Source organism: Massilia orientalis (assembly GCF_030411975.2).
GTDB classification, from domain to species: domain Bacteria; phylum Pseudomonadota; class Gammaproteobacteria; order Burkholderiales; family Burkholderiaceae_D; genus Telluria; species Telluria orientalis.
The window spans coordinates 103936-123599 of the sequence record NZ_JASNRB020000007.1; the positions used below are offsets into that span (position 1 = coordinate 103936).

The following is a 19664-nucleotide window of genomic DNA, read 5'->3' on the forward strand; positions in this document are numbered from 1 at the left end:
AGGGCACACGATGTACATGGTCTACTGGACGATCGAAAACGATGGGCGCCGGGCCCCGCACGCGCAGGGGTTCGACACGACCGCGATGGTCGAGGCGATGCGCTTCATGGAAGACCTGCGGCGGCGCCAGCGCGAAGGCGAGCGCATCCGCTTCGTGACGATGTGTTCCGAGCATCCGGACGTCGTCGGGCATCCGGGCGTGGATGTGACGGGACCGGAGTACGACTGGAAGAAGCGGCGGCGGTAACTGTCGGACGCTGCCTATGAACGTCGTCCCTGCGGAGGCAGGGACCCAAGTGCTGCGGGCACAGCCGCGGTACATGCAAATTGGGCCCCCGCCTGCGCGGGGGCGACGGTTTCCAGCGCGGGGGCGACGTTACAGGCTGGCGGCTTGTTCCTTCAGTACATGCTTGAGCACCTTGCCGTTCGCCGCCGCCGGCAGGGCTTCCATCATGACGATGCGCGCCGGCCGCTTGTAGGGCGCCAGCCGCCCGGCGGCCCACGCACGCAGCTCGGCTTCCGACGGCATGCGGCGCGGATCCGGCTGGACGAACGCGACGATCTCTTCGTTGCCGTCGGCGACCGGGCGGCCGACGACGGCCGACTGCGTCACCCCCGGGTGCGCGTTCAGCACGGTCTCCACTTCCAGCGGATAGACGTTGAAGCCGGACCGGATGATCAATTCCTTCGTGCGGCCGACGATGAACAGCGCGCCGTCCGGGTCCTGGCGCGCCATGTCGCCCGTGTTCAGCCAGCCGCCGGGACGCAGCGCCGCGGCGGTCGCTTCCGGATTGCGGTAATAGCCGCGCATCAGGTTCGGCCCGCGCACCCACAATTCTCCCGCCGTGCCGTCGACGATATCCGCGCCTGCCTTGTCCACGACGCGCACCTCGACGCCGGGAATCGGCAGGCCGACCGAGGTGTCGGACCGCGGCGCGTCCAGCCGCGTCTGGCTGACCGTGGGCGCCGCCTCGGACAGGCCATAGCCATTGTGCAGCGGCACGCCCAGCAGGCGCCCGACGGCCGCCTTCAGTGCGGGATCGAGAGGCGAACCGCCGGCGTAGGCGAAGCGCAGGCGCGTGGCGAGCGGACCGCTGTCGCCGACGTGCTCCAGCAGCCGCGCATACATCGCGGGCACGCCTTGCACGATGGAGAGCCCGTCGTCGCGGATGGCCGCCAGCATCGCCTCGGGCGTGAAGCGGGGCGTCAGGTGCAGGCAGGCGCCCGCGCTGAGCGTACCCAGCATCACCGACGTCAGGCCGTACACGTGCGAGATCGGCAGCACGCCCCACGCCTTGTCGGCCGGCGTCAGGCCGCGCAGCCGGCTCGACACGGCGGCCACGAACAGCAGGCTGCGGTGGCTCAGCATCACGCCCTTCGGCGTGCCCGTCGTGCCCGTCGTGTAGAGCAGGGCGGCGACATCTGCATCCTGTTCGGGCGTACAGTCGTCGTTCAGGGGCCCGATCATCAGGCCATCGTCGAGCGACGCGGCCGCGCGGGCCGCATGCGCCTCCGCTTCGGGCGACACGGCCGCCGTGTACACCGCGAGGCGCGCGCTCGCGTGGCCCCGGATCGCGTCCAGCTCGGGCGCGGTCAGGCGCGGGTTGACGTTGACGATCCACGCGCCCACGGCCGCCGCGGCGAAGATGAGTGCGATCTGGTCCGCGCAGTTTTCGCTGGCCAGCAGCACGCGGTCGCCGGGACGCACGCCGCGCGCGCGCAACTGGTCCGCGCGGCGGTCGACGAGGGCGGCCAGCTCGCGGTACGTGAGCGTGCGGCCGGCGTCGACGAGGGCAGGGGCGTCGGGCGTGCGCGCGGCCGCGGTGCGCGGGATGGAGTCAATGCGGGCGGGGAGCGAGGCCAGCAGGGAGTGAATGTCGATCATGGCGGCACCCGTGGAGTTTCCAACGGTATATTATTTCAGAAATTCATCCGCACAGGAGGAGGCATGGCAGAACCCATGGTACCCGCGGCCGGCAGGACGGTGATCCCGATCGCGGCCCAGGGCCCGAGCCGCCAGCGCAAGCGCGAGGCGCCGAAGGGCCGCCGTGTCGACCCGCAGGCGCTCGCCGAGGTGCAGGCGGCGCTGGGGGATGCGCCTCGGCGGCGTGACCTGCTCATCGAGCATCTGCACAAGATCCAGGACCGCTACGGTAGCTTGTCCGCCGCGCACCTGGCCGCGCTGGCGCAGGAGCTGAAGCTGGCGCAATCCGAGGTCTACGAGGTGGCCACGTTCTACCACCACTTCGACGTGCTGCGCGACGGCGAGGCTGCGCCGCCCGCGCTCAGCGTGCGCGTGTGCGCCGGCCTGTCGTGCGAACTGGCCGGCGCGCGCGGCCTGCTGGACCGTTTGCCGGCGATTCTCGGCACCGAGGTGCGCGTGCTGGCCGCGCCGTGCATCGGCCGCTGCGACAAGGCGCCCGCGGCCCTCGTCGGCCAGCGGCCCGTCACCCATGCGAGCGCCGAGTCGGTGCTGGCCGCCGTCAGCGCGCGCGCGACCACCGACGTCCACACGGGCCACCTCGACTACGACGCCTGCCGCGAAGCCGGCGGCTACCGGCTGCTGCGTGCGTGCACGGAAGGGCGGTTCGACCCGGAGAGCGTGATCGTGACCCTGATGGCGTCCGGCCTGCGCGGCCTGGGCGGCGCCGGTTTTCCGGCCGGGCGCAAGTGGCGCATCGTCAGGAACGAGCCGGGCCCGCGCCTCATGGCCGTCAACATCGACGAAGGCGAGCCGGGCACCTTCAAGGACCGGCATTACCTGGAACGCGACCCGCACCGCTTCCTGGAAGGCGCGCTCGTCGCCGCGTGGGCCGTCGGCATCGAGACGATCTACCTGTACCTGCGCGACGAATACCACGGCCTGCGCGCCATGCTGGAAACGGAACTCGACCGGCTGCGCGCCGATCCTCCGGTGCCCGGCCTGCCGGACATCGTCCTGCGGCGCGGCGCCGGCGCGTACATCTGCGGCGAGGAATCCGCGATGATCGAATCGATCGAGGGCAAGCGCGGGATGCCGCGCCTGCGCCCGCCGTACGTCGCGCAAGTGGGCCTGTTCGGGCGGCCCACGCTGGAACACAACATGGAAACGCTGTACTGGGTGCGCGATATCGTCGAGCGCGGCGCGGAATGGTTCACGAACCGGGGCCGCCACGGTCGGAAGGGGCTGCGCTCGTTTTCCGTGTCGGGCCGCGTGCGCGAGCCGGGCGTGAAGCTGGCACCGGCCGGCATCACGATGCAGGAACTCCTGGACGAATACTGCGGCGGCATGCAGGACGGGCACACGTTCTATGCGTACCTGCCGGGCGGCGCCTCGGGCGGCATCCTGCCGGCCTCGATGGCCAATATTCCGCTCGACTTCGACACCTTGCAGCGCCATGGCTGCTTCATCGGTTCGGCAGCCGTCGTCGTGCTGTCCGATCGCGACACGGCCCGCGCCGCCGCGCTGAACACCTTGCGCTTCTTCCGCGACGAATCGTGCGGCCAGTGCACGCCGTGCCGCGCCGGCACCGCGAAGGCCGTCGCGCTGATGGAGCGGGCGACGTGGGACACCGCGCTGCTGACCGAGCTGTCGCAGGTGATGCGCGACGCGTCCATCTGCGGCCTGGGCCAGGCGGCGCCGAATCCGTTCGACTGCGTCATCAAGTATTTCCCGCACGAGCTGGAGGCGTCATGACTGTGTTTTTCGAGCTCGACGGCCGGACCGTCGAGGCGCAACCGTTCGAGACGATCTTCGAGACCGCGGCCCGCGCCGGCATCGCCCTGCCGCACCTGTGCCACAAGGACGGGCTGGAGCCGGCCGGTAACTGCCGCGCGTGCGTCGTGGAAGTCGACGGCGAGCGCACGCTGGCGCCGTCGTGCTGCCGCCATCCGGCGCCCGGCATGAAGGTGCGCACGGACAGCGACCGCGCCGTCGCCGCACGCAGGATGGTGCTGGAGCTGCTGCTGTCCGACCTGTCGGACACTCCCCGCACGCGCGAGAACGAGGTCGCGCAGTGGGCAGATAAACTCGGCGTGGGCACGCCGCGCTTTCCCGCCACGCGCGCGGTGCCGCCGGCGGACGCGAGCCATGCCGCGATCGAAGTGAACCTCGACGCCTGCATCCAGTGCACGCGCTGCGTGCGCGCATGCCGCGACGAGCAGGTCAACGACGTGATCGGCCTTGCCGGCCGCGGAGAAAATGCGCGCATCGTGTTCGACCAGGGCGATCCGATGGGCGCGTCCACGTGCGTCGCGTGCGGCGAATGCGTGCAGGCCTGTCCGACGGGGGCGCTGGCGCCGGCGCGCGGCGCGGCACTCGCCGTGCCCGACAAGCAGGTCGATTCCGTGTGCCCGTACTGCGGCGTGGGCTGCCAGCTGACGTACCACGTGAAGGACAACCGCATCGTGCGCGTGGAGGGCCGCGACGGTCCCGCCAACCACGGCCGCCTGTGCGTGAAGGGGCGCTACGGCTACGACTACGCGCACCATCCGCAGCGTCTCACCATGCCGCTGATCCGTCGTGAAGGCATGCCGAAGAACGGTGAATTCACGATGGACCCGGCGCGCGTGCTGGACGTGTTCCGCGCAGCGACGTGGGACGAAGCGCTGGAGGCGGCCGGCGGCGGCCTCGCGCGCATCCGCGCCGCGCACGGCGGGCGCGCGCTGGCCGGCTTCGGTTCGGCCAAGGGCAGCAACGAGGAAGCCTACTTGTTCCAGAAGCTCGTGCGCACGGGCTTCGGCAGCAACAACGTCGACCACTGCACGCGGCTGTGCCACGCGTCGTCCGTCGCCGCGCTGCTGGAAGGGATCGGCTCGGGCGCCGTGTCGAACCCGGTGATGGACGTGACGCGCGCGGAGGTCGTGCTGGTCATCGGCGCCAACCCGACCGTCAACCATCCCGTCGCGGCCACGTGGATGAAGAACGCGGCGAGGACGGGTGTAAAACTGATCGTCGCGGACCCGCGCCGCTCCGACCTCGCGCGCCACGCGCACCGCTTCCTGCAGTTCAAGCCCGACACGGACGTCGCGCTGCTCAACGCCATGATGCACACGATCGTGGAAGAGGGCCTCGTCGACCCGGCGTTCATCGCCGACCGCACGAGCGGCTACGACGCGCTGGCCGCGAACGTGGCGCACTACAGCCCGGAAGCGATGGCGCCCATCTGCGGCATCGCCGCGGAGACGATCCGCTACGTGGCGCGGCTGTATGCGACATCGAAGGGATCGATGATCCTGTGGGGCATGGGCGTGTCGCAGCACGTGCATGGCACGGACAATGCGCGCTGCCTGATCGCGCTCGCGCTGATGACGGGCCAGATCGGCCGTCCCGGCACGGGCCTGCATCCGCTGCGTGGCCAGAACAACGTGCAGGGCGCGTCGGATGCGGGGCTCATCCCGATGATGTATCCGGATTACCGCCGTGTCGACGATGTGCAGGCACAGGCGACATTCGAGGCCGCGTGGGGCAGGCAGCTCGACGGCAAGCCTGGCCTGACGGTCGTCGAGATCATGGACGATATCCTGGCCGGTGGGATCAAAGGCATGTACATCATGGGCGAGAACCCCGCCATGTCCGACCCGGATGCGAACCATGCGCGCGAGGCGCTGGCGGCGCTGGACCACCTCGTCGTGCAAGACATCTTCCTCACGGAGACGGCATACCTGGCCGACGTGATCCTGCCCGCATCAAGCTTCGCGGAAAAGACCGGCAGCTTCACGAACACGGACCGCGTCGTGCAGCTGGGCCGCCAGGCGCTGGACCCGCCGGGAGATGCGCGCCAGGACCTGTGGATCATCCAGCAGATGGCGCACCGCCTTGGCCTGGACTGGGATTACGCCGGACCGGCCGCCGTGTTCGACGAAATGCGCAACCTCATGCCCAGCATCGCCGGTATCACGTGGGACCGGCTGGAACACGACGGTGCCGTCACGTACCCGTGCCGCGTGCCGGGCGATCCGGGCGAACCCGTCGTCTTCACGCGCGAGTTTCCGCGCGAAGGCGGCCGCGCGCGCTTCGTCCCGGCAGACATCATCCCGGCCGACGAGCGCCCCGACACCGACTACCCCGTCGTGCTGATTACGGGCCGCCAGCTCGAGCACTGGCACACGGGCAGCATGACGCGCCGCGCGGGCGTGCTGGACGCGCTGGAGCCGGACCCGGTCGCGCTCGTGCATCCGCTCGACCTGGAAGCGCTCGGGGGCCGGCCGGGCGACGTGATCACGATCACGTCGCGCCGCGGCGAGGTCACGCTGTATGCCCGGGCCGACGACGGCACGCCGCGCGGCGCCGTGTTCGTCCCGTTCTGTTATTACGAGGCCGCGATCAACCGGCTGACGAATGCGGCGCTCGACCCGTTCGGCAAGATCCCGGAATTCAAGTACTGCGCCGTGCGCGTGCGGCTGGGCGGCGAGGTCGCGCACCCCGGTTCCTACGGTGGCGGCCAGATTTTGGGGGACGTGGCAGAATTGCAAGCATGACATCATCTTCTTATCGTCCCCAGCTATCGCAGGCCAGCGCCGGCCTCACGCATCCCGTGACGGCCATCGACGAGCGCGGGCGCCGCGAGACGCTCTACATTCCGGCCGAGCGCCCGCTGACGGTCTATGTCGACAAGCGCGAGCTCGTCACGCTGATGACCCTGGGCGCGGCGCCGGAAGCGCTGACGCTGGGCTACCTGCGCAACCAGCGCCTCGTGCGCTCGCTGGACGACATCGTGTCCGTGCAGGTCGACTGGTCCGTCGATGCCGTGGCCGTCGTCACACGCGGCGGCATCCAGGACGTCGAGGCGCGCACGGCCAAGAAGGTCGTCACGACCGGTTGCGGCCAGGGTTCCGTGTTCGGCGGCCTGATGGACGAAGTCGACCGCATCGTGCTGCCGCCCGACGCGCGCCTGCGCCAGTCCGTCGTGCACCGCATCGTCGAGACGGTGCGCACCCAGCAATCCGTGTACAAGCAGGCCGGCTCCGTGCACGGCTGCGCGCTGTTCACGAGCGACGGCGACCTGCTGTGGTTCATCGAGGACGTGGGCCGCCACAATGCCGTCGACGCCATCGCGGGGCTGATGTGGCTGGAGGGGATGGAGGGCGCCGACAAGGTGTTCTACACGACCGGGCGGCTGACGTCCGAAATGGTCATCAAGGGCGCGCAGATGGGCATCCCGTTCCTGCTGTCGCGTTCCGGCACGACACAGATGGGCCATGCGGTGGCGGAGCAGGTCGGCATGTCGCTGCTCGCGCGCTGCAGCGGCCATCACTTCCTGCTGCTGTCCGGCGAGGAGCGCCTCGTGTTCGAGCCGGAATGGCTCGCCGCGCTGGAGACGGCGCGCACGTTGCGAACGGCATGAATGCGATTGCCGACGCCGTCGCGCGCGCGTTCACGCTGCTGTTCACGGGGGATCCCGACCTGTGGCGCATCGTCTGGGTGTCGCTCAAGACGAGCATCGTCGGCCTGCTGCTGGCCACGCCGCCCGCGATCCTGATCGGTTACGTCGTCGCCATGCGCAAGTTCCGCGGGCGGCGCATCGTCATCTGGCTGGCGCAGGCGGCGCTGTCGCTGCCGACCGTCCTGATCGGCCTCCTGCTGTATTTGCTGCTGTCGCGCCACGGGCCGCTGGGCGGCCTGCAATGGCTCTTTTCGCAGCCCGGCATCGTGTTCGGCCAGTGCGTCGTCGCGCTGCCCGTGCTGCTCGCCTTTACGCTGGCGGCCGTGCAGGGGCTCGATCCGCGCTATGCCGAGACCGCGATCGCGCTGGGCGCGGCGCCGATGCAGGTGATGGTGCGCGTGCTGTACGAGGCGCGCTTCGGCGTGATGGCGGCCGTGCTGTCCGGCTTCGGCCGCGTGATCTCGGAAGTGGGCTGCGCACTGATGGTGGGCGGGAACATCGAAGGCGAGACCCGCACGATCACGACCGCGATCGCGCTGGAGACGAGCAAGGGCGAGTTCGCACAGGGCATCGCGCTCGGCATCGTGCTCGTGTCGATTGCGTTGCTGATGAACGGCGCGCTGATGCTGCTGCAGGGCGACGCGCACACCGCCCGGGAGCGCGCATGAGCATCGGCATCCATTCGCAGATTTCGGCGGCCGTGTACGAGAACGAGGGCGAATCACAGCGCGTGAAGCGGCGCGACGAGCGCCGCAAGGCCCTGCTGGGCGTGCGCGGCCTGCGCAAGCGCCATGGCGACCGGCTGCTGTTCGACATCGACCGGCTCGAGATCGCCACGCACAGTGCCTACGTGCTGACGGGGATGAACGGCGCCGGCAAAAGCACCCTGCTGCGCGTGCTGGGCGGCCTGGAGCGGGCCGAGATCGACAGCCTGCGCTTCGCCGGCGAGGACGTCCTGCGCGTGCACCCGTATCCGCGCGCGCTGCGCCGGGCGATCGTCTACGTGCACCAGCACCCGATCCTGTTCTCGACGAGCGTCGCCGACAACATCGGCTACGGCCTCGTCGTGCGCGGCGAAAAGCCCGAGACCGTGCGTCCCGTCGTGGCAGAGGCGATGGCGTGGGCCGGCGTGGCGCACCTGCGCGACACGGACCCGACGCGGCTGTCGGGCGGCGAAAAACAGCGCGTGGCGCTCGCGCGTGCAAAAGTGCTGGAGCCGCGCCTGCTGCTGCTGGACGAGCCGACGGCGAACCTGGACGGCGCCGCGCGCGAACAGGTGATCGCCCTGATTCCGACCATGATCGAAGCGGGGAGCAGCGTCATCATCGCCTGCCACGACCGCGACCTGATCAACCTGCCCGGCGTGCAGCGGTTGAAGCTGCGCGACGGGCATCTCGAACACCGCTGATACCAACAAGGAGAAATCATGCAACGCCGTTCCATCCTCGCGCTCATCGCCGGCCTTGTTTGTGCCGTTCCGTTCGTGCATGCGCAATCGGACACGCAGTCCGGTAAGCCTCTGCGCCTGTCCACGACCACGAGCACCGAGAACTCGGGCCTGCTGGGCTACCTGCTGCCCGCGTTCGAAGCGAAGACGGGCATCAAGGTCAACGTGATCTCCGTCGGCACCGGCAAGGCGCTGGAGTTGGGCAAGAACGGCGACGTCGACGTGACGCTCGTGCACGCGCGCGCGCTGGAGGACAAATTCGTGGCCGAGGGCTGGGGGATCGACCGCCACGACGTCATGTACAACGACTTCATCGTCGCGGGACCGGTCGCCGACCCGGCGGGCGTGAAGGGCAGCCGCGACGTCATCGCGGCCTTCAGGAAGATCGCGGCGGCCAACGTGAAATTCATCTCGCGCGGCGACAATTCCGGCACGGACGTGATGGAGAATGGCTACTGGCAGCAGGCGGGCCCGAAGCCCGCCGGGAGCAACTACGTCAACGCCGGCCTGGGCATGGGCGAGGTGCTGAACATGGCGGCGGAGATGGGCGCCTACACGCTGACGGACCGCGCGACGTATGGCGCCTACAAAGCGAAGACGGGACTGGCCATCCTCGTCGAGGGCGACAAGCGGATGTTCAATCCGTACGGGATCATTGCCGTCAATCCGGCGAAGCACAAGGGGATCAACTACAAGGGCGCGAAGGTGTTGATCGAGTGGATCACGTCGCCGGAAGGGCAGGCGAAGATCGCTTCGTTCAAGCCGGCGGGCGAGCAGTTGTTTTTCCCGTCGGCGAAATAAACCTATCCCTTGCGGCGGGTATCGACGGCGATCCAGTTGGTCTCCCAACGCCTCCCGCCATCCGCCGAATACGCCTGCTCGAAGCGCCACTGGCCGGCGCCCATCGGCACGATCAGGAACCGCACCAGCACCGCGCGCCCGTCCACGGTGTCCTTGCCGTAAAAGGTGCCTTGGCCATTCTTGAAAGATCCCTGCATCGGGTCGGTCATCAACCCGTTGGCCAGGTTTGCGAAATGCAGGGTCCATTGCCCGGTCGCGGGCTGGTACAGGCGCAGCGACACGCCCGCGATCCGTCCGCTGCTGCCGCGCACATCCAGCTCGACGAGGTTGGCCTGCCCGCCCATCACCGCCTTGACGACCGACGTGCCCGTGTACTCGACCCAATCGGCTTTGCCGCTGAGCGGCTCGCGCAAGCGTTTCAGTTGCGTATCCCAGGTGCCGATCTCCCAGTCGAAATCGTGTTGGCCGTCATGCGCCGCGGCGGACGTCTTCGTGGCGGGATTGTCCGGCCCCGCCGCGCTTGACTGCGAGAACGCGAGGACTGCAGAGATCAGGAGCGCAATAGATGATGGTTTCATGGTCGGTCCCCGTTCCAGATCATACGGGATGCAGCTGCCCGCAGCACCATTCAGCCTTCTGCAATCTAAAAACAACGAAATAAAAAAGGTTTCGAAAGCTTTCGAAAGTTGCTTGTGTTTTCAATTGCATTTTATTACTATCCTATAACAATACATAAGAGGAGAAGTAGGCATGCCAAGGAGACACGAAACAAGAGCCCGCCGCACCCTGATCGCCGCCGCGGTGGAAATGGCCCTGTGCACCACTGCGTTCGCGCAGGCCCAGCCCGATGTCGCGCCGCCGGCCACCGTATCCACGACGCCGGAACCGCAGGGCGCAGTGGTCGTGGTGACGGGTGCGCGCGCCGCGCTGGCAAAGTCGCTCGATTTGAAACGCAATGCGGACGTCATCCAGGATTCGATCTCGGCCACGGAACTGGGCCGTTTTCCTGACGATAACGTGGCCGACTCGCTGACCCATATCTCCGGCATCTCGGTATCGCGCACCCGCGGCGGGGAGGGGCAGTACATCAATGTGCGCGGCCTGGGCTCCGGCTACAACATCGTCACGCTGAACAAGCGCATCCTGGCGACCGACGGCGATGGACGCGACTTCGCTTTCGACGTGCTGCCGTCGGAAGTGATCAGCGGCGCCGACGTCATGAAGTCGGCCGAAGCGGCGCAAATGGAGGGCAGCATCGGCGGTTCGGTGAATCTGCGCTCGGCGCGCCCGCTCGATATCCCGGGCTTTCGCTCTTCCGTGCGGTTCGAAGGCGAGCATAACGACCTGTCGCGCAACAACGGCGGCAAGCTGTCGGGCGTCGTCAGCAACACGTTCAACAACAACACCATGGGCGTGCTCGTCGGCGCCGTTTTTTCCAAGCGTAAGGTGCGCACGGACTCGCTCGGCTACCAGACCTACAACGCCGACTCGCCGGGAAGCGTCGACGTCAACGGTGACGGCGCCATCGGCCCCGGCGAGAGCAACCTGCTGGCGCCATGCTGCATCTCGTTCGGCTCGGTATTCGAGGAGAAAAAGCGCTCGGCGCTGTCCGGTGCCTTCGAATGGAAGGTCACGCCGCAGTTCAAGATGATCGTCGATGGCTTGGCGACCCGCCTCGACTCGCCGCAGGTCGGCTACCAGCAGTCCTATTACGTCGAGCATGCGCCCGGCCGCTGGTCCGACATCGTCGTCAAGGACCGCCTGGTGACCGGCATGACGGTGCACGACCTGGTCCCGGAGATGTCTAACGTGACCACCGACCGCGTGGTCGACACCATGCAATTCGGCTGGCGCGGCGAATGGAAGCCGACCAGCAGGTTGAAGCTGAACGGCGACATCTACCGTTCGACGTCGAAGCGCGACTCGGGCGGCAAGGACACCTTCGTGGTTGCCGGCATCGCCGGACACAATACCGGCTATTACCGGGCCAACAATGGCGCCTTTCCCGACATCCGCGTGACGCTCGAGGATGGCCGGGACCTGGCGACCGAACTCGCCGCAGGCCGCCTGGGCAACAAGGACTACGGCATCCATTTCACCGGCCTCACCGGTAACGACATCAAGGACACCATCGACGGCGCCTCCCTCGACGGCCGGCTGGCGATGGACGGCACCTGGCACATCGACGGCATCCAGTTCGGCGCCAGCGGCACGTCGCGCAAGAAGGATCGCAATTCGATCGGCAACGAGAAGAGCGGCGGGGCCTGCCAGTACTGCGACATGTACTCGACCACTTTCGCTTCGCTCGGCGCCGACGTGGTGCGCCCGATGACGCTGCCGAACTACATGCGCAATGCGGGCGGCAGCTTTCCCGGCAGCTTCATCGCTTTCGACGTACCGGCCTATTTTCGTGCGCTGCAGAGCCTGAACGGCAAGCCCGTGCTCGACGCCGAAGGCAACCCGACCGGCGACACCTTCGACGTGGCGCGTTCCCAGCCGGTGTTCGTGCCCACCGATTCCTACTCGGTGCGTGAGAAGACCGCGACGTTGTACGGCCAGCTCGAACTGTCCGGAGACAACTGGAACGGCAACGTGGGCATGCGCGTGGTGCGTACCAGGACCACGTCGAAGAGTGCGATCGACCAGATCGTCGCGATCGACGACCCGACGCCGAACATCCCGACCAGCAGCCCGACCGTCACCTACAGCCCGGCCGTGCCGGTGTCGGAAGACGGCAGCTATACCAAGCTGCTGCCGTCCGCCAACCTGAGCTGGTGGGCGCGCGAGGACTTCGTCGTGCGGGCCGCGGTGGCCAAGGTGATGGCCAGGCCCTCGCTCGACAAGCTGGCGCCGACGCGCACCGACAACACGCTGGACCGCACCTACCTGCTGAGTATCGTCGGCGATCCCAAGCTCAAGCCGACCGAGGCGGTGCAGCAGGACATTTCGGTCGAATGGTATTACCGCCCGAAATCGGCGATCACCGCCGCGGTCTTCGCCAAGCAGATCAAGAATTTCGTGACCTACCAGACCGACGAGCACGTCGATATCGGCGTACCCGGCTACCTCTATACGGTGACGCACCCGGTCAACGGCGACAAGGCACGCGTGCGCGGCATCGAGATCGGCATCCAGCACCTGTTCGACAACGGCTTCGGCATCAACGCCAAATTTGCCAAGACCCTGACCCGGGCGTACCAGAACGGCGCCTACGTCGGCCAGCTCGAAGGCGTGGCGCCGACCGCGTCCTCGCTCGGCTTCCTGTACGAGCGGAACGGCATCAACGCATCGATCTCCTTCGATTACACCGGCGAATACACGCAGAGCACCAACGTGATCGCCGGCTTCCCGAACAAGGTCGATGCGCTGACCTGGGTGACGGCGTCGGCATCGTGGGACGTGACGCGCAACGTCACTGTCTTCGTCGAAGGCAAGAACCTGGGCGACGCGGAGATGCGCTCCAACCTTGGGCGGCCCGATGCGCTGTACGGCTTCGAGACCTGGGGCCGCACGTACGTGGCCGGCATGAGTGTGAAGTTCTGATGGAGCGCGCGATGGAACCGACGACGACGATGGAAGCGAAGGCAGGCGTACGCCCGGCCGGCTGGCTCGGCTACGCACTGGCCACCACGCTGCTGTGGGGCGTGTGGGGCGCCTTCGCCGGGCTGCCCAGCCAGCACGGCTTTCCGGAAACGCTGATCTACGTGGTGTGGGCGCTGACCATGGTGCCGCCGGCCCTGGTCGTGCTGGCGCGCGCCGGGTGGCGGATACGCCGCGATGCCCGCGCGGTCGCCTATGGGCTGTCGATCGGCCTGCTCGGCGCCGGTGGACAGATGGTCCTGTTCTACGCGGTCAAGGCCGGGCCGACCTACCTGATCTTTCCCCTCATCTCGCTGTCGCCGGTGATCACGATCGTGCTGTCCTTCCTGTTCCTGCGCGAACGCACCGGGGGCCTCGGGACGGCCGGCATCCTGCTGGCGCTCTGCGCGCTGCCGCTGTTCGACTATGCGCCGGGCGGCGCGCCCCAGTCCTACGGCCTGTGGTTCGTGCTGGCGCTGGGCGTGCTGGTCGCATGGGGTTTGCAGGCTTACCTGATCAAGCTGGCCAACGCCAGCATGGACCCCGAGAGCATCTTCTTCTACATGACGGCCAGCGCGCTGCTGGTCATACCGGTCGCGCTGGCCATGACGGATTTTTCCCAGCCGATCAACTACGGCCCGTCCGGGCCATTGCTCGCCGCGGCGACCCAGGTACTGAACGCCATCGGCGCCCTGACCCTGGTGCATGCTTTCCGCCAGGGCAAGGCGCTGGTGGTGTCGCCCCTGGTGAACGCCGGCGCACCGCTGCTGACGACCGTCATCGCGATCGCCCTGGCGGGGACGCTGCCGGGGGGCGCCAAGCTGGCGGGCATCGTGCTCTCGCTGGTGGCGGCCATGCTGCTTGCGCTGCAGCCCGACGACAACGCATCCGCGTGAAGCGGACGACTATACGGAACCTGACATGGAATATTTGTTGAACCTGGTCCAGCGCCACAAGGCGGGCACGGCGCTGGGCATGCATTCGGTGTGCTCTGCCCATCCCCTCGTCATCGAAGCCGCGATGGAGGCTTCCGCGCAGCGCGGCCTGCCGGTCCTGATCGAGGCGACCTCGAATCAGGTGAACCAGCATGGCGGCTACACCGGCATGACGCCGGCGGCCTTCCGCGATTTCGCGCACGCCATTGCCGACCGTGCCGGCATGCCGCGCGAACGCGTGCTGCTCGGCGGCGATCATCTTGGGCCGAACGCCTGGCAGGACCTGCCCGCCGATGCCGCCATGGCCAGGGCAGAGGTGCTGATCGACCAGTACGTGGCGGCGGGATTTCGCAAGATTCACCTGGATTGCTCGATGTCCTGCGCCGGCGACCCGGTGCCGCTGCCCGACGACGTGGTGGCGCAGCGCGCGGCGCGCCTGTGCGCCGTCGCCGAGCGTGCCTGGCGCGCCGCCGGCGGTCCGGCGCCGGTCTATATCGTCGGCACCGAGGTGCCGGTGCCGGGCGGTGCCCACGAAGACCTGGACGAGCTGGGCGTGACCACGCCGGGCGCCGCGCAAGCCACCATCGACGTGCACCGCGCCGCGTTTGCCCGCGCCGGGCTGGAGGGCGCGTGGCCGCGCGTGATCGGTCTCGTGGTGCAGCCGGGCGTCGAATTCGACCACCACAAGGTGATCGACTACCAGCCCGGCAAGGCCGCGGCCTTGAGTGCCTTCATCGAAGGCGTGCCGGGCATGGTCTACGAGGCGCATTCGACCGACTACCAGACGCCGGCCGGGCTGGCCGCCCTGGTGCGCGACCACTACGCGATCCTGAAGGTCGGTCCCGGGCTGACCTTTGCGCTGCGCGAGGCCTTGTGGGCACTGGCCGGGATCGAGGACGAGATGTCGGGCGCGAAGGAAGGCTCGGCATTCAAGGACACGGTGCTGGAAGTCATGCGCGCGGAACCGGGCTACTGGGCCAGGTACTACGGCGGACCGGACGCCGACGCGGCGCGCGTGCGCTTCGACCAGCAGTACAGCCTGAGCGACCGGATCCGCTATTACTGGCCGCATCCGGCCATCCAGGCGGCGCAGGCACGGCTGCTGGCCAGGCTGGAGCGCGAAGCGCCGCCGCTGACGCTGCTGAGCCAGTACCTGCCGTTCCAGTACGAGGCGGTACGCGAGGGCCGCGTGCGCAACCGGCCGGCCGATTTGCTCAAGGATGGCGTGGCCAGGGTGCTGCGCCAGTATATGGACGCCTGCACGGCGGTCCCCGCAACGAAGGAGTTGGAAACATGCTAGTAGTAAACAGGGAAATTTTTGGAATCGGCGAAGACCGCCTGGAGCAGGCAGGCGCATGCCTGACCGCGCGCGAGATCGCACAGCAGCCGGAGGTGTGGCGCGAGATCGATGCGCTGGTGGCGCAGCGGCGCGGCGCCCTGGACGCTTTCCTCGGTCCGTTGCTGGCGCGGCAGGACCTGCGCATCGTGCTGGCCGGCGCGGGTACCTCGGCCTTCATCGGCGAGTGCCTGGTCCCGTCCATGCTGCGCCAGGGACTGCGCGCCGAAGCCGTGCCGACCACCGATATCGTCTCGGGACCGCAGCGCTTCCTGCAGCCCGCGGTGCCCACGCTGCTCGTGTCGTTCGCCCGTTCGGGGAGCAGCCCCGAGAGCGTGGCAGCGGTGGCGCTGGCCGACGAGCTCCTGCCCGACGTGCACCACCTTGTCATCACCTGCAATCCCGACGGCGAGTTGTACCGCATGGCACAAGGCCGCGCCGGCGCCCTGGCTCTCCTGCTGCCGGATGCCACCCACGACCGTGGCTTCGCCATGACCACGAGTTTCACGTCGATGCTGCTCGCGGCCGCGCTGGCCTTCGGCGTGCTGGCGCCGGACGTGGTGGCGGCAACGTCCGCGGCAGCCGCGCAGGTGCGGGACAGCGCCTTGCCGCTGCTCGAAGCGCTGGTGGCGCGGCGCTTCGGGCGCGTCGTCTACCTCGGCAGCAACGAGCTGCGCGGGCTGGCCCGCGAGGCCGCGCTCAAGCTGCTCGAGCTGAGCGATGGCCGCATCGTCGCCCTGCATGACTCGCCCCTGGGTTTCCGTCATGGCCCCAAGACCGTGGTCGATGCCGACACCCTGGTCGTGGTGCTGTTGTCGAACGATGCGCATGCACGCCGGTATGACCTCGACCTGCTGCGTGAACTGCGCAGGGACGGTCATGCCGGCCGCGTGCTGGCCCTGAGCGGCCGGCCCGAGCCCGAGCTGGGCGACGACTGCCTTGCGCTGGACGGCGCCGGCGCACTCGCCGAACCGGCGCTGGCCTTGCCCTTCGTCGTGTTTTGCCAGGCCCATGCGCTGCTGCAGTCGCTGGCGCTCGGCCTGCGTCCGGATACGCCGAGCATGTCGGGCACCGTCAACCGCGTGGTGCGCGGCGTGACCATTTATCCGTTCACCCAGGGAGCGAGCGATGTTTCTCGGCGTTGATGGCGGCGGTACCAAGACGGCGTTCGCCCTCATCGACGAGCAGGGACGGGTCCTGGCTCGCCACGAAGAGGGCAGCGCCTACTACCTGGAGGTCGGTATGGATGGCACCGCCGCCATGCTCGAACGCGGCTGCCGGGCGGTGTTGCACGCGGCCGGCGCCGGGACCGGCGACGTCGCCTTCGGCTTCTTCGGGCTGCCGGCCTATGGCGAAGACCGCGCCGTCCAGCCTGTGCTCGACGCACTGCCGCGCGCGATCCTCGGATCGCAGCGCTACTTGTGCGGCAACGACATGGTGTGCAGCTGGGCCGGTTCGCTGGCCTGCCGCGACGGCATCAGCGTCATTGGCGGCACCGGTTCGATGGCGTATGGCGAATTTGCCGGCGCCAGGGCGCGGGCCGGCGGCTGGGGCGAGTTGTTCAGCGACGAAGGCTCGGCCTACTGGATCGCGCGGGCCGGCCTGGCGCTGTTCTCGCGCATGAGCGACGGCCGAGCCGTGCGCGGCCCGCTGCACGGGCTGCTGCGCGCACGCCTCGGGCTGCAGGAGGACCTGGACCTGTGCGGCGTCATCTATGGCGAAATGAACGCCGAACGCAGTCGCGTGGCCGCCCTGGCACCCGTGGTCAGCGCGGCGGCGGCAGCGGGCGACGCGCAAGCGCAGGCGATCCTCGACGCCGCGGCCGGCGAGCTCGCGGGCATGGTCGACGCCGTCCGTGCCGCCCTTGGGGTGGCGGCCGGCGTGGAGGTCGCGGTGTCGCATAGCGGCGGGCTGTTCTCCGCCGGGGGGCCGCTGCGCGAGCCGTTCGCGCGCGCGCTGGCCGCGCGCGCCTTGCCCTACCGGCTGGCGCGGCCGCGGCTGCCGCCCGTGCTCGGCGCCGCGCTGTATGCCGCGCGCTGCGCCGGCCGGCCACTCGCCGCCGTCGCCGTGGAACGGCTTGCCGGCGCGATCTGAGCGCCCCGCCGCCGCATTCATCCAAGGAGGAGATTCCCATGCATTCGATCCTGATCCGGGCGATCCTGGCGGCGCTGCTGGCGCTGCCGCCGGCATTCGCCGCCGACACGTACACGATGGCCGACTTCGACAAGGTGCCGAAGGTCGATGCCCACCTGCACCTGCACGGCGCCAGCCAGGATGCCTACCTGGCGCTGGCACGCCGGGACAACTTCCGGGCACTGACGATCAACGTCGACTATCCGGATTTCCCGCCGCTCGAACGGCAGCGCCGCATCGCCAGCGCCGCCGCCCACGCACATCCGGACCGGATCGCCTGGGTGGCGTCGTTTTCGACCCAAGGCTTCGAGCGGCCCGGCTGGACCGAAGCGACCCTGAAGGACCTCGACGGCGCGCTGGCCGACGGCGCCGTCGGCGTCAAGGTCTGGAAGAACATCGGCATGGCGTTGCGCGATGCGCGTGGACGGCTGGTCATGGTCGACGACGCGCGCCTGGCGCCCCTGTTCGACGGCCTGGCGGAGCGCGGCACGATGGTGCTTGGCCACCAGGGCGAGCCGCATAACTGCTGGCTGCCGCTGGCGCGGATGACGGTCAACAACGACCGCGAGTATTTCAAGGCGCATCCGGCCTACCACATGTACCTGCATCCGGAGATGCCCGGCTACGACCAGCAGATGGCGGCGCGCGACCGCCTGCTGGCCCGTCATCCGCGGCTGCGCTTCACCGGCGTGCACATGGCATCGATCGAATGGGACGTCGACCGGCTGGGACACTGGCTGGACGCGCATCCGGGTGCATACGTCGACGTGGCGGCCCGCATCGGCCAGGTCCAGTACCAGTCGCAGCGCCGCCGCGAGCGCGTGCGTGACTTCTTCATCCGTTACCAGGACCGCCTGATGTACGGAACCGACCTGGCGCAGTCGGACGAGCAGCCGGACGCGGGTTTCGCCAGCGATCTCGACACGGTTTGGCGACGTGACTGGCGCTACTTCAATACCGCCGACACCTTCGCGGTGCCGGAGCTGGACTCGCCTGTGCGAGGGCTGGCGTTGCCGCGCGTCGTGGTCGACAAGCTGTACCGCCTGAATGCGGAAAAGGCCTATCCGCGCGCGTGGCAACCGCCACCCGCCGGCTGAACGACGTAGCGCCGGCGGCGCGGGCGGCCGGCACCGATCTTTCGTTTCATTTCGGATGGAGCCTCCTGTATGATCTGGCTCTCCACTACGGGGCGACGACGAGGCCCGAAAGATCGGCAATGAAAGAAACAAAGAGAACGGAAGCGAAACCTTCGACGCAAAACCTTCCCGGTGCGCCGTCCGACCCCGACCTGCTGGTCGAGGAAAGGCGGCGCCGCATCCGCGAACTGGTCGGCGAACGCGGACGGATCACGGTGGCGGAGCTGGCGGACATGTTCGACATCTCGCAGGTTACCGCGCGCAACGACCTGAACGCGCTGGCGGAGATCGGCGCCGTGGTGCGTACGCGCGGCGGCGCGCTGGCCCAGCGTGACGACGAAGACCTGCCGATCGGCGTCAAGCAGACCTTGCGCCGCGCCGAGAAGATGCGCATCGCCGAAGCGGCCGTGAAACTGATCGGCGAGGGCCAGACGATCGTGCTCGATTCGGGCACGACCACGGCGGAAATCGCCAAGCAGATCCGCGGCCTGAAGCTGCAGTCGGTGAACGTGATCACGAACGCGCTCAACATCGCGGTCCTGCTGGCCGGCGCGCCCCACGTCACGCTGATCATGCTTGGCGGCGTGCTCAGGCCAAGCTCGTATTCGCTCGGCGGTCCGCAAGCGGAAAGCGCGCTGCAGGGCCTGCATGCCGACATCCTGTTCCTCGGCTTCGACGGCCTGGATCCGGAGATCGGCGTGATGACGCCGCACCTGCTGGAAGCGCGCCTGAACGGCCGCATGCTCGAGATCGCACGCCGGGTGGTCGCGGTCGGCGATTCGTCGAAGCTGGGGCGGCGCAGCCTGTCCGTGATCGCCCGGATCGAACAGGTCGATTGCATCATCACCGATACCGGCGCGGTACCGGAGACAGTCGAGGCGCTGCGGGCACGCGGCGCGCAAGTCGTGCTGGTGTAGGGACGGCAGTGCCGGC

At 68.6% G+C, this 19664-nt stretch carries 16 protein-coding genes; 14 read left to right on the top strand and 2 right to left on the bottom strand.

Annotated elements, in window-relative coordinates:
• The first annotated feature begins 10 nt into the window (after positions 1 to 10).
• The gene (locus QPK29_RS12755; RefSeq protein ID WP_371769033.1) at positions 11 to 247 is read left to right on the top strand and encodes a hypothetical protein; all 237 of its coding nucleotides are present in this window, start codon (positions 11 to 13) and stop codon (positions 245 to 247) included.
• Between the two features lie 129 nt (positions 248 to 376).
• On the opposite strand, the gene QPK29_RS12760 is transcribed toward QPK29_RS12755, so the two are convergent.
• Positions 377 to 1885, bottom strand: a complete 1509-nt coding sequence (locus tag QPK29_RS12760; RefSeq protein WP_371769034.1) for a class I adenylate-forming enzyme family protein — start codon at positions 1883 to 1885, stop codon at positions 377 to 379.
• Positions 1886 to 1948: 63 nt separating this feature from the next.
• Here QPK29_RS12760 and QPK29_RS12765 point away from each other — a divergent pair, with 63 nt between their 5' ends.
• The 6 genes from QPK29_RS12765 to QPK29_RS12790 are packed head-to-tail and all read left to right on the top strand — an operon-like array spanning position 1949 to position 9612.
• Positions 1949 to 3676: an NADH-ubiquinone oxidoreductase-F iron-sulfur binding region domain-containing protein gene (locus QPK29_RS12765; RefSeq protein ID WP_371769035.1), complete on the top strand. Its 1728-nt coding sequence runs from the start codon at positions 1949 to 1951 to the stop codon at positions 3674 to 3676.
• On the top strand, positions 3673 to 6459 hold the full coding sequence (gene fdhF / locus QPK29_RS12770; protein ID WP_371769036.1) for a formate dehydrogenase subunit alpha: 2787 nt from the start codon (positions 3673 to 3675) through the stop codon (positions 6457 to 6459). The genes QPK29_RS12765 and fdhF overlap by 4 nt, the downstream gene beginning before the upstream one ends.
• Positions 6456 to 7325, top strand: a complete 870-nt coding sequence (locus QPK29_RS12775; RefSeq protein WP_056130311.1) for a formate dehydrogenase accessory sulfurtransferase FdhD — start codon at positions 6456 to 6458, stop codon at positions 7323 to 7325. The genes fdhF and QPK29_RS12775 overlap by 4 nt, the downstream gene beginning before the upstream one ends.
• Entirely contained in the window at positions 7322 to 8032 is a 711-nt protein-coding gene (locus tag QPK29_RS12780; RefSeq protein ID WP_056130312.1) for an ABC transporter permease, read from the top strand. Before QPK29_RS12775 ends, QPK29_RS12780 begins: the two co-directional genes overlap by 4 nt.
• The gene (locus tag QPK29_RS12785; RefSeq protein ID WP_082577129.1) at positions 8029 to 8772 is read left to right on the top strand and encodes an energy-coupling factor ABC transporter ATP-binding protein; all 744 of its coding nucleotides are present in this window, start codon (positions 8029 to 8031) and stop codon (positions 8770 to 8772) included. The genes QPK29_RS12780 and QPK29_RS12785 overlap by 4 nt, the downstream gene beginning before the upstream one ends.
• An 18-nt stretch (positions 8773 to 8790) precedes the next feature.
• Entirely contained in the window at positions 8791 to 9612 is an 822-nt protein-coding gene (locus QPK29_RS12790; RefSeq protein ID WP_371769037.1) for an extracellular solute-binding protein, read from the top strand.
• A gap of 2 nt (positions 9613 to 9614) precedes the next feature.
• On the opposite strand, the gene QPK29_RS12795 is transcribed toward QPK29_RS12790, so the two are convergent.
• A complete protein-coding gene (locus QPK29_RS12795) occupies positions 9615 to 10190 on the bottom strand; it encodes a hypothetical protein (RefSeq protein ID WP_371763868.1) in 576 nt (191 codons plus the stop codon).
• 172 nt (positions 10191 to 10362) lie between these two features.
• Between QPK29_RS12795 and QPK29_RS12800 the strand changes: the two genes are divergently transcribed.
• From QPK29_RS12800 to QPK29_RS12830, 7 genes are all read left to right on the top strand, one after another.
• The gene (locus QPK29_RS12800) at positions 10363 to 13155 is read left to right on the top strand and encodes a TonB-dependent receptor (RefSeq protein ID WP_371769038.1); all 2793 of its coding nucleotides are present in this window, start codon (positions 10363 to 10365) and stop codon (positions 13153 to 13155) included.
• Between the two features lie 11 nt (positions 13156 to 13166).
• Positions 13167 to 14087: a DMT family transporter gene (locus QPK29_RS12805; RefSeq protein WP_056130325.1), complete on the top strand. Its 921-nt coding sequence runs from the start codon at positions 13167 to 13169 to the stop codon at positions 14085 to 14087.
• Between the two features lie 25 nt (positions 14088 to 14112).
• On the top strand, positions 14113 to 15426 hold the full coding sequence (locus tag QPK29_RS12810) for a D-tagatose-bisphosphate aldolase, class II, non-catalytic subunit (protein ID WP_160409330.1): 1314 nt from the start codon (positions 14113 to 14115) through the stop codon (positions 15424 to 15426).
• Positions 15420 to 16607, top strand: coding sequence for an SIS domain-containing protein (locus QPK29_RS12815; RefSeq protein WP_082577131.1), 1188 nt, complete (start codon positions 15420 to 15422; stop codon positions 16605 to 16607). The genes QPK29_RS12810 and QPK29_RS12815 overlap by 7 nt, the downstream gene beginning before the upstream one ends.
• Complete coding sequence (locus tag QPK29_RS12820) at positions 16591 to 17556, top strand: BadF/BadG/BcrA/BcrD ATPase family protein (RefSeq protein ID WP_371769039.1); 966 nt, start codon at positions 16591 to 16593, stop codon at positions 17554 to 17556. Before QPK29_RS12815 ends, QPK29_RS12820 begins: the two co-directional genes overlap by 17 nt.
• A gap of 38 nt (positions 17557 to 17594) precedes the next feature.
• Entirely contained in the window at positions 17595 to 18692 is a 1098-nt protein-coding gene (locus tag QPK29_RS12825) for an amidohydrolase family protein (protein ID WP_371769040.1), read from the top strand.
• Positions 18693 to 18811: 119 nt separating this feature from the next.
• Positions 18812 to 19648, top strand: a complete 837-nt coding sequence (locus QPK29_RS12830; protein ID WP_371763875.1) for a DeoR/GlpR family DNA-binding transcription regulator — start codon at positions 18812 to 18814, stop codon at positions 19646 to 19648.
• Positions 19649 to 19664 lie beyond the last annotated feature (16 nt).